This window comes from Pseudomonas sp. AB39(2026) (assembly GCF_059831485.1).
Window position 1 is genome coordinate 3,541,064 of sequence record NZ_CP195212.1, and the last position, 10,876, is coordinate 3,551,939.

At 59.0% G+C, this 10,876-nt stretch carries 6 protein-coding genes; 2 read left to right on the forward strand and 4 right to left on the reverse strand.

The annotated features are described in order from the left end of the window. Positions 1-59: 59 nt before the first annotated feature. A complete protein-coding gene (gene putP / locus ACSAMW_RS16355) occupies positions 60-1,568 on the forward strand; it encodes a sodium/proline symporter PutP (RefSeq protein ID WP_500591181.1) in 1,509 nt (502 codons plus the stop codon). A 73-nt stretch (positions 1,569-1,641) separates the two neighbouring features. Then, on the forward strand, positions 1,642-2,478 hold the full coding sequence (locus ACSAMW_RS16360; protein WP_500591182.1) for a 23S rRNA (adenine(2030)-N(6))-methyltransferase RlmJ: 837 nt from the start codon (positions 1,642-1,644) through the stop codon (positions 2,476-2,478). A 5-nt stretch (positions 2,479-2,483) separates the two neighbouring features. On the opposite strand, the gene msrA is transcribed toward ACSAMW_RS16360, so the two are convergent. From msrA to aceE, 4 genes are all read right to left on the reverse strand, one after another. Next, a complete protein-coding gene (msrA, locus tag ACSAMW_RS16365) occupies positions 2,484-3,131 on the reverse strand; it encodes a peptide-methionine (S)-S-oxide reductase MsrA (protein WP_500591183.1) in 648 nt (215 codons plus the stop codon). A 59-nt stretch (positions 3,132-3,190) separates the two neighbouring features. Next, the gene (locus ACSAMW_RS16370; protein WP_500591184.1) at positions 3,191-5,878 is read right to left on the reverse strand and encodes a sensor domain-containing phosphodiesterase; all 2,688 of its coding nucleotides are present in this window, start codon (positions 5,876-5,878) and stop codon (positions 3,191-3,193) included. 361 nt (positions 5,879-6,239) lie between these two features. Then, positions 6,240-8,204 (reverse strand): dihydrolipoyllysine-residue acetyltransferase, encoded by a 1,965-nt coding sequence (aceF, locus tag ACSAMW_RS16375; RefSeq protein ID WP_500591185.1) that lies wholly within the window; start codon positions 8,202-8,204, stop codon positions 6,240-6,242. Between the two features lie 11 nt (positions 8,205-8,215). Beyond that, positions 8,216-10,864 carry a pyruvate dehydrogenase (acetyl-transferring), homodimeric type gene (gene aceE / locus ACSAMW_RS16380; protein WP_168084991.1) on the reverse strand — a complete coding sequence of 883 codons (2,649 nt, stop codon included), beginning with the start codon at positions 10,862-10,864 and terminating at the stop codon, positions 8,216-8,218. Positions 10,865-10,876: the final 12 nt, after the last annotated feature.

Consider the following 10,876-nt stretch of genomic DNA (forward strand, 5'->3'; position numbering starts at 1 on the left):
TGCGCCTTCTCGGTGCAACCCTGGTGCACCTCCAATAACAAGGACATGAGACCCGCCGAATGAGTTTGAGTAACCCCACCCTTATTTCTTTCCTTGTTTATATCAGTGTCATGCTGCTGATCGGCCTGCTGGCCTGGCGCGCTACGCGCAACCTTTCCGATTACATCCTCGGTGGGCGGCGGCTTGGCGGGGTAGTCACTGCCTTGTCCGCTGGCGCTTCAGACATGAGCGGGTGGCTACTGATGGGCCTACCGGGTGCGATTTACGTCAGCGGGCTATCAGAAGGGTGGATTGCCTTGGGCCTGGTGATAGGCGCCTACCTGAACTGGCGCCTGGTGGCAGGCCGCTTGCGTATTCATACGGAATACAGCGGCGATGCGCTCACGTTGCCCGATTACTTTGCCGCTCGGTTCAATGACCACAGTGGCCTGCTGCGCGTCATCTCTGCGCTTGTGATTCTGGTCTTTTTCACCATTTACTGCGCTTCAGGCATCGTGGCCGGTGCTCGCCTGTTCGAAAGCACGTTCGGGCTGCCCTATGAAACGGCCTTATGGGTAGGCGCAGGCGCCACCATTGCGTATACCTTCATCGGCGGTTTTCTAGCTGTCAGTTGGACCGACACCGTGCAAGCTTCCCTGATGCTGTTTGCATTGATCCTTACGCCAATCGTTGTATTGCTCGCAACGGGAGGCGTGGACATTACGTTCATGCACATCGACGCGGTAAACCCGGCCAGCTTTGACATCCTGCGAGGTACCACTTGGCTAGGCATTATGTCTCTGCTGGCCTGGGGGCTGGGCTATTTTGGGCAGCCTCATATCCTGGCGCGGTTCATGGCGGCCGATTCTGTGAAATCCATTACCAAAGCACGCCGTATTTCCATGGCCTGGATGATCCTGTGTTTGGGCGGCACCTGCGCAGTAGGGTTTTTCGGCATCGGGTACTTCCAGGCCAACCCCGAGATGGCCGGCGCTGTGACAGCCAACCCAGAGCGGATCTTTATCGAAATCACCCGCATTCTGTTCAATCCATGGGTAGCTGGCGTATTGCTCTCGGCCATTCTTGCCGCCGTCATGAGCACCCTGAGCTGCCAGCTGCTGGTGTGCTCCAGTGCACTGACGGAAGATTTCTACCGTCATTTCCTGCGTAAATCTGCATCGCAGCGTGAGCTGGTCTGGGTAGGCCGTGCAATGGTATTGCTGGTGGCGTTAGTCGCCATTGCACTGGCTGCAGACCCGGACAGCCGAGTGCTGAGCCTGGTAAGTTACGCCTGGGCCGGCTTTGGTGCGGCATTCGGGCCCGTCGTGATCATCTCGGTACTGTGGAAAGGCATGACCCGTTACGGCGCACTGGCAGGTATCGTGACCGGTGCCACAACTGTGGTGGCGTGGAAGATGCTGGGCGCACGTGAAGCCTATGCGTTCATGGCCCAAGTGTACGAAATCATTCCCGGCTTTATCCTGGCTTGTGCGGCCATTGCGCTGGTAAGCCGGTTGACCCACACCAGCGAAACCGTGAAGCAGCGCTTTGCGGCAGCCGATCAGGCCTGGCGCGCCCAGCGCAACTGAACGCCACCTGGCTCCTTGGCCTTTGGCTGAGGGGCCAGGGCGCGGTAAACTCCGGCACCCTGCAGGAGTATCCATGAACTACCGTCACGCCTTTCATGCCGGCAACCACGCCGACGTTTTCAAGCACCTGGTACTGAGCCGGCTTTTTGCGCTGATGACGCGTAAAGAGCAACCGCTGGCCTACCTGGACACTCACGCGGGCGTCGGCCTCTACGACCTGCAAGGCGACCAGGCGAGCCGGACAGGGGAGTACCTTGAAGGCATCGCACGGCTTTGGCAGGCGGAAGCCCCGCCAGAGCTGGCCGCCGACTACCTTCGCATTGTGCGCAAGCTGAACCCGGAAGGTGAGTTGCGTTATTACCCCGGCTCCCCTGAGCTGGCACGCCGGCTGGCCCGCCAGCAGGACAGCCTGCAGTTCAATGAAAAGCACCCCGATGACGGCTTGGCGCTGAAGGACAACATGAAGCGCGACCCCCGCGTGGCTGTTCATCGGGGCGAGGGCTGGCACGTGCCTAGGGCTTTGCTCCCTACGCCGCAAAAGCGCGCGATCATGTTGATAGACCCGCCTTTTGAGCAGCCGGATGAATTGAAGCGCTGCGCGTTGGCTATTAAAGAAGCGATTGCCCGGATGCGCCAGACGGTGGTGGTAGTGTGGTATCCGATCAAGGACGAGCGTGGCATGCGGCGGTTCTATCAGGAGCTGACCAGCACAGGCGCCCCCAAGTTGTTGAAGGCTGAATTGTTTGTGCACCCGGCAGACACGGATACCCGGCTCAATGGCTCAGGCCTGGCCATCGCTAACCCGCCCTGGGGACTGGAAGAAGAGCTGAACACCCTTTTGCCGTGGCTGGCCCAGTTGCTTGGGCAAAGCGGTGGAAGTTGGCGAGTGGACTGGCCGATCCCTGAATAACCGCGTTAACCCGGCAGGCACACCCCCGTGCCGCCGATGCCACAATAACCTTGGGGGTTTTTGGCCAGGTACTGCTGGTGATAGGCCTCGGCGTAGTAGAAAGCAGGCGCTTGCTGAATGTCAGTCGTAATGGTCGCTAGCCCAGCCTTGAGCAGCTCAGCTTCGAATACCGCCTTACTGTCGAGAGCTGCCTGCAATTGCGCTTCGCTGGTGGTATAGATCACCGAGCGATACTGGGTGCCTTTATCGTTGCCCTGGCGCATGCCTTGGGTAGGGTCATGGGACTCCCAAAATACCTTCAGCAGGTCTTCGTAGCGGGTAGCCTTGGGGTCAAAGACCACCATTACCACTTCGCTATGGCCTGTCAGGCCTGAACAGACTTCTTCATACGTGGGGTTCGGGGTGAAACCCCCTGCGTAACCTGCGGCAGTGGTATAGACGCCCGGCTGCTGCCACAGGCGCCGTTCTGCTCCCCAAAAGCAGCCCAGGCCAAAATAGGCAGTGGCCAGCCCCGCAGGGAAGGGGGGCTGAAGCGTATGGCCGTTCACGAAATGCTCAGGTGGCACTGTCATAGCTGTTTCGCGGCCCGGCAAGGCCTGTTGTGCGGTAGGAAGGTCGTTCTTGTGTACGAGAATCTGAGAGCGCAGGACCATGGGCTTCTCCGCAATGGTTTGATGGCAGACCCTCAGTTTGCCTCAGGCAAGCAGGGCTGTCAGGCTGCTGGGCCACGGGGGTAGCGCTTGAGCGCCTCTACCAATCGAGCAGAGGGAATCGGCCGGTCGAACAGGTAGCCCTGGCCTACGTCGCAGCGATGGCGCCGAAGAAAGTTGAGCTGCTCAGCGGTTTCGATACCTTCGGCAACCACTTTTAGCTTCAGGTTGTGGGCCATGGCGATCACGGCAGACGTGATTTCCATATCATCCTGGCTGGTGGGGATATCATTAATGAAGCTGCGATCGATCTTGATGATGTCGATCGGGAATTTCTTCAAATAGCTCAAGGAGGAGTAGCCGGTACCGAAATCATCCATGGCTAACGAGAGGCCCAGGCCTTTGAGCTGCCCTAGCAGCAAGCGGGTGTCCTCCGTAGCTTCCAGCAAAAGCCCTTCGGTTAATTCCAGCTCAAGCAGGCTGGGCGACAGTTGCTCTTCCGTGAGGATCTGGCTGATGGAAGCGACCAGGTCCGGGTCTGAGAACTGCTTGGGAGACAGGTTGATTGCCACATGCAATGGGCCATACCCCGCTGCCGTCAGGTGTTTGCTCATGCGGCAGGCCTGGCGAACCACCCATTTTCCAATGGGAATGATCAAGCCCGTTTCTTCGGCAACACTGATGAACTGGTCTGGGCGAATCATGCCCTTTTCAGGATGATTCCAGCGTAGCAAGGCTTCCATGCCCAACAAACGACCGGACCGTAAGCACAGCTTGGGCTGGTAGAACACTTCCAGTTCATTCTGGGTCAGCGCGCGTCGCAGGTTGTTCTCCACAAACAGCTTGTAGCTGGCCTCGGCATTCAGGGCCTCGGTAAACACTTGCACCTGATGTTTGCCATTGGCCTTGGCCTTGTGCAAGGCAAGCCCTGCGTTTTTCATGAGCGTTTGTGGGTCGCGCCCGTGCAAGGGTGAGCAGGCCAGGCCTACCGAGGCCGTCACATTGATAAGCTGATTGTCCACGAACATGGGCTTGTCGAGCGTTTTCAGTACCTGCAGTGCCAACTGCTGCCCGGCTTCGGGGTCGGTATTGTCCAGCAATACTGCAAATTCGTTACTGGCAAACCGTGCCAGGGTTGCAGAAGGGTCAAGGCTGTTGCGCAACCGTCGAGCCAGGCTGATCAACAGCTTGTCGCCGGTCTGATGACCCAGGCTGTCGTTGATCCGCTTGAAGTTGTCGATGTCCACAAGCATGAGCGCTACGGGAGTTTCCACGTCCGAGGTGAAGCGTTCATCCAGGCTGCGAATGAATGATGGCCGGTTACCCAAGTTGGTCAGGTTGTCGGTATAGGCTAGGCGCTCGATACGCTGTTGCGCCAGTTTGGACTGGGTTATGTCTTCGTAGATACCAATATAGTGAGTCAGTTGCCGCTGATCGTTGAATACCTTGGAGATCGACAACTGCCCCCAATAGGGTTCAAGGTTCTTGCGACGGCTTTTGAACTCGCCCTGCCAGCTGTTGCTTTTGGCCAGGCTGGAGGGTGCGTCGAACAACAGTTCGTTCAGGTTTTCCAGCGCAGGCAGTTCGGACAAGCGATGGCCATGCACCTCATCAGAGGTGTACTGGGTAATAGCCGCAAAGCTTGGGTTCACGTACTCCACCACGCCGTCGCAATTGACCAGCAGGAAGGCATTGGCGCTCTGCTCCACCGCGCGTTGGAACAGATGGAGCGCACTGGCCGCAGTACGGCGGTTGTGGTTGGTGATCACTTGAGCAAACTGGTCTGCCAACTCGCCTGCAAAGGCAATTTCATCCGATTGCCAGGTTCGTTCTGTACTTTGCTCAAGGCACAGCACGCCTACCACTTGGCCATCCACACGTATGCTGGCATCCAGCACTGAAACCATCTTGCCGTGAGGGTCTTGGGGTTCCGAGTGGCGAGGTCTGGGCTCGCCTACCGTGTTATTGGGATCTACCACACGGCTGCGGTGCAGTGCGTCCAAGTAGCCGGCATATCGACTGGCATCAATGGGCGCTGGCATGAAATAGGTGTGGCTGGCGGCCTCGTAAGCCCGGATAGGCACCAGACGCTGCCCTTCAAGGTGCCAAAGGCTAGTGCCATCGATCTGAAAGAGATCGCACGCGCTGCGGGTGATCAGTTCGGCCGCTTCACGTAGCGGATCATTGGTACTGTAACGCTGGCGGGCCAGGCGCAGGATAAGGTCTTGCTGGCCTCGCACGCGTTCCAGGTGCTGAAGCTGTTCTCGCTGGGCGCGGTGGTTCACTTCAAGGGCAATCTGCAACTCACCCTGCTGGCCTTGGGCAGCCGCGCCAAACGCTCCCATGCCGCCTGGCAGATCGTCCACGACCAGCAGGTAACCCCTGAGCAACTGGCGGCTTTGCTGTTTGTAAGGCTCGCCTACTTCCAGAATGCTCAGCGGGCCATGGGATGAATGGAGTACGTAGCGCACTTGATAATGAGAGCGTTTGGCCAGCTGCTCCCCTACAGCCTCATGCAACTGATCGCGGGCTTCGGGTTCCATCAGGCTGGCATAAGGAGCGCCCACCAGTGCGCAGAGTTCTGCGGCAGGCATACCGAAATCTTTTTCACAGCTTGGGTCCAGGTACAATAAGGCCCAATTGGGCTCGTTCAGCCGCTCGAAACGCAGCATGCCCAAGCGGGAGGGCACCGGTAGCTGCGTAACGACCTCGGCCGCCATACGATTGGCGGCATCCGGCTGGCTTTTCATAAGCGCTCGCTTGAGAAATTCGGTTTACACAGATCCGTCTGATGAAAGGGGTGTGCCTGGCAAGGTTGCATCATGGAAGCGCGGCTGACAAGCGCAAGAATGGCCTTGTGCCTTCATTCGGCGCGCTAAGCGTCGGATTGAGTTCATAAGGGAGTCAGTGTTTAGTCAAAAGCAACCGCTCCACTATAGTCGACATCTAATTGGCGTCAAATAGCGAATTGCGCAGTGCCTGCTTTTTGTGCGGTAACTAAGCCTTTCACAGGACGCAAAACGTGCAGCCGCAAAAAACCCCGCCGAGGCGGGGTCTAGGGTTCAAGCAAGTGTTTCAGCGGGCCGCACCTTCACTTGGCGCAGCAGCGCATTACAACAGCATGGACCGGATATCACCCAGTACGTCGCTTAGCCGTTTGGTAAAGCGGGCTGCCGCAGCGCCATTGATCACTCGGTGATCGTAGGACAACGACAACGGCAGCATCAGGCGAGGCTGGAACGCCTTGCCATCCCACACTGGCGCCATAGCAGCCTTGGATACACCTAGAATCGCTACCTCGGGCGCATTGACGATAGGCGTGAAGCCCGTACCGCCAATATGCCCAAGGCTGGAGATGGTGAAGCAGGCACCCTGCATGTCATCCGATGCCAGCTTCTTGGTGCGCGCCTTTTCAGCCAGCGCAGCGGCTTCGGCAGCCAGCTGCAACAGGCTTTTCTGATCGACATTCTTGATCACAGGCACCAGCAGGCCGTCCGGCGTATCCACAGCGAAGCCGATATTCACATACTTCTTGCGAATGATCGCCTTACCGCTAGGTGCCAGCGAACTATTGAAGTCTGGCAGCTCCTTGAGGAGGAAAGCGCAGGCTTTAAGCAGCAATGGCAGCACAGTGAGCTTCACGCCCGCTTTCTCGGCAACCGCTTTCTGCGCCACCCGGAAGGCTTCCAGCTCGGTAATATCGGCCTGGTCGAACTGGGTCACGTGAGGCACGTTCAGCCAGCTGCGGTGCAGGTTGGCGGCGCCCACCTGCATCAGGCGCGTCATTGGTACTTCTTCCACTTCACCGAAGCGGCTGAAGTCTACGACCGGAATTGGCGGAATGCCCGCACCACCGGTTGCGCCGGCAGTAGCAGCGGGCGCTGCCTTGGCCTTGGTCATCATCGCCTTGACGTACACCTGTACGTCTTCTTTGAGGATACGACCGTGAGGGCCGGTAGCGCTGACTTGGGCCAAGTCCACACCGAACTCGCGAGCCAGCAGGCGCACGGCCGGGCCGGCGTGCACCTTGCCACTTGGCGCGGCCGCTGGCGCAGCCGGTGCTTCGGTAGGTGCAGCGGGTACCTTGGCCGTAGGCGCAGCAGGGGCTGCAGATGCCTGGGGGGCTGGTGCTGCTGCCGGTGCTGACGCCGGTGCGCTGCCCGCCACTTTCAGCTTGAGAATCAGGTCCCCGGTGCCTACGTCGCTTTCCAGCTGGGCGATCACGCTTTCCACAATGCCCGCTTCCGGACTCGGGATTTCCATGCTGGCCTTGTCGGATTCCAAGGTAATCAGCGACTGGTCTTTCTCGACCTTGTCACCCGCTTTGACCAGTACCTCGATGATCTTGGCTTTGCCCGACGAACCGATGTCCGGTACGTGAATATCCTTCACGGTATCAGCAGTAGGTGCCGCTGCCGGCGCCGCAGTAGGAGCAGGTGCCTGGTTCTCGGCAGTAGGGGAGGGTGCGCTCGCAGCGGGTGCAGGCGCAGCGCCTGCACCTTTGAGCTTGAGAATCAGGTCACCGGTACCGACTTCGTCGTTCAGGTTCACGCTGATGCTTTCCACTACGCCAGCAGCCGGCGAAGGAATCTCCATGCTGGCCTTGTCCGATTCCAGCGTGATCAGGGACTGGTCTGCTTCAACCGTGTCGCCCACTTTCACCTGGATCTCGATCACTTGGGCCTTGCCCGAGGAGCCGATGTCTGGAACATGCACGTCCTGGCCGGCACCGCCGCTGCTAGCCGCAGGAGCGGGTTCGGACGGCCGGGTTTCCTCGGCTTCATCCACTGCGCTGGCCGGTGCAGGAGCAGGCTCGGCGGCAGGTGCTGCAGCTTGTGCATCGCCCTCGACCTCCAGCTCCAGCAACTCGTCGCCTTCCTTCAGGCGATCGCCCAGGTTGACCTTGATGGCTTTGACCACGCCAGCCTTGGGTGCCGGTACTTCCATACTGGCCTTGTCCGACTCGAGTGTTATCAGGCTTTGTTCGGCTTCGATACGGTCGCCGACCTTTACCTGAATCTCGATAACTTCCCCTTCACCGCTGCCGATGTCAGGTACGCGAATAAGCTCACTCACGAATGTTCTCCTCAGCAGTCCAGGGGGTTGCGTTTGTCAGGGTCAATGCCAAACCGGGCAATGGCTTCGGCCACGACCTTCGGTTCGATATCGCCACGGTCTGACAAGGCTTCCAGGGCAGCCAGCACAATGAAATGGCGGTCCACTTCAAAGAAGTGACGCAGTTTCTTGCGACTGTCGCTACGGCCGAAGCCATCAGTACCCAAGACCTTGAATTCCTTGCTTGGAACCCACTGGCGGATCTGTTCGGCAAACAGCTTCATGTAGTCGGTGGATGCAATCACCGGGCCCTTGCGACCGCTCAGGCACTGCTCTACATAGGTCTGCTCAGGTTTCTGACCTGGGTGCAGGCGGTTGCTGCGCTCTACGGCCAGGCCATCGCGACGCAGTTCGTTGAAGCTGGTAACGCTCCATACGTCTGCACCCACGTTGAACTCCTCACGCAGGATTTTCGCGGCCTCACGCACTTCACGCAGGATGGTGCCCGAACCCATCAGCTGCACATGATGTGCGGCCTCGCGGGTGTCGTCTTCGAGCAGGTACATGCCCTTGATGATGCCTTCTTCAGCGTTCACCGGCAGCGCAGGCTGGGTGTAGGCTTCGTTCATCACGGTGATGTAGTAGAAGATGTCCTGCTGTTCTTCCATCATCTGGCGCATGCCTTCGCGGATGATCACCGCCAGTTCATAGCCATAGGTGGGGTCGTAGGTACGGCAGTTCGGAATGGTCGCTGCCATCAGGTGGCTGTGCCCGTCTTCGTGCTGCAGGCCTTCGCCGTTGAGGGTGGTACGGCCGGCGGTGCCGCCGATCAGGAAGCCCCTGGTGCGGCTGTCGCCAGCGGCCCAGGCCAGGTCGCCAATGCGCTGGAAGCCGAACATCGAATAGAAGATATAGAACGGCAGCATGGGCTGGTTATGGCAGCTGTACGAGGTGCCAGCCGCGATGAAGCTGGACATGGCGCCCGCTTCGTTGATGCCTTCTTCGAGGATCTGACCCTTCTTGTCCTCGCGGTAGAACATCACCTGGTCTTTGTCCACAGGCTCGTACAGCTGGCCCACGGAAGAATAGATGCCAAGCTGACGGAACATACCTTCCATACCGAAGGTACGAGCTTCGTCCGGAATGATCGGAACGATGCGGTGGCCCAGTTCCTTATCCTTGACCAGCTGGGTCAGGATGCGCACGAATGCCATGGTCGTGGAGATCTCGCGATCCCCTGAACCATCGAGAATGGCCTTAAGGGTTTCCAGCGGCGGCACAGGCACGTTGAAGCTCTTGGCCCGGCGTTGCGGTACGAAACCACCCAGAGCGGTACGGCGCTCGCTCAGGTACTTGGCTTCGGCACTGCCCGGCTCAGGCTTGTAGAACGGCAACTTTTCCAGGTCTTCGTCGCGCACTGGCACGTCGAAGCGGTCACGGAATTTGCGCAGGCTGTCCACATCCACTTTCTTGGTGTTGTGGGCCGTGTTTTTCGCTTCGCCAGCACCCGTGCCATACCCTTTAATGGTTTTGGCCAACACCACGGTCGGCTGACCGTTTTTGTTGTTCACGGCGTCATGGTAGGCCGCATAAACCTTGTACGGGTCGTGGCCACCACGGTTGAGCTTCCAGATCTCGTCGTCGGACAGGTCAGCGACCATGGCCTTGAGTTCGGGTGAGTTGAAGAAGTGCTCGCGTACGAAGGCGCCGTCTTTGGCCTTGTAGTTCTGGTATTCGCCGTCGATGACTTCGTCCATGCGACGCTGAAGGATACCGTCGGTGTCCTTGGCCAGCAGTGGGTCCCAGAAGCGGCCCCACACCACCTTGTTCACGTTCCAGCCACCGCCACGGAACACGCCTTCGAGTTCCTGGATGATCTTGCCGTTACCGCGAACCGGGCCATCGAGGCGCTGCAGGTTGCAGTTGATGACGAAGATCAGGTTGTCCAGCTTTTCGCGGCCTGCCAGAGAGATCGCGCCCAGGGATTCAGGCTCGTCGCACTCACCGTCACCCATGAAGCACCAGACCTTCTGCTTGCCGGCCGGGATATAGCCACGAGCTTCCAGGTACTTCATGAAGCGCGCCTGGTAGATCGCCTGGATCGGGCCCAGGCCCATGGATACCGTTGGGAACTGCCAGAAGTCGGGCATCAGCCAAGGGTGCGGGTAGGAGGACAGGCCCTTGCCGTCCACTTCTTGGCGGAAGTTGTCCATCTGCTCTTCGCTGATGCGGCCTTCCATGAAGGCACGGGCGTAGACGCCAGGCGAGGCGTGGCCTTGGAAGAAGATCAGGTCGCCGCCATGCTCATCTGTAGGGGCCTGGAAGAAGTAGTTGAAACCGATGTCATACAGCGTCGCACTGGAAGCGAAGCTGGAAATATGTCCGCCCAGGTCCGGGTCCCTGAGGTTGGTGCGAACGACCATAGCCAGCGCGTTCCAGCGTACCAGCGAACGGATGCGGCGTTCCATGAACAGGTCGCCAGGCATGCGTGCTTCGTGGGTAACAGGAATGGTATTGCGGTAGGGCGTGGTGATTGCGTAGGGGAGTTGCGAACCACTGCGGGTGGCCAACTCGCCCATGCGAGTCATCAGGTAGTGAGCGCGGTCTTCGCCTTCTTTGTCGAGAACCGACTCCAGGGCGTCCAGCCATTCCTGGGTTTCGACGGGATCGAGGTCTTGCATGGCTTGCTCCAG

What these genes read in the sequence shown, in the direction of transcription:
- ACSAMW_RS16360 (WP_500591182.1), top strand. Translation starts at nt 1,642, where the DNA reads ATGAACTACCGTCACGCCTTTCATGCCGGCAACCACGCCGACGTTTTC.
- ACSAMW_RS16370 (WP_500591184.1), bottom strand. Translation starts at nt 5,878, where the DNA reads ATGAAAAGCCAGCCGGATGCCGCCAATCGTATGGCGGCCGAGGTCGTT.
- putP (WP_500591181.1), top strand. Translation starts at nt 60, where the DNA reads ATGAGTTTGAGTAACCCCACCCTTATTTCTTTCCTTGTTTATATCAGT.
- msrA (WP_500591183.1), bottom strand. Translation starts at nt 3,131, where the DNA reads ATGGTCCTGCGCTCTCAGATTCTCGTACACAAGAACGACCTTCCTACC.
- aceE (WP_168084991.1), bottom strand. Translation starts at nt 10,864, where the DNA reads ATGCAAGACCTCGATCCCGTCGAAACCCAGGAATGGCTGGACGCCCTG.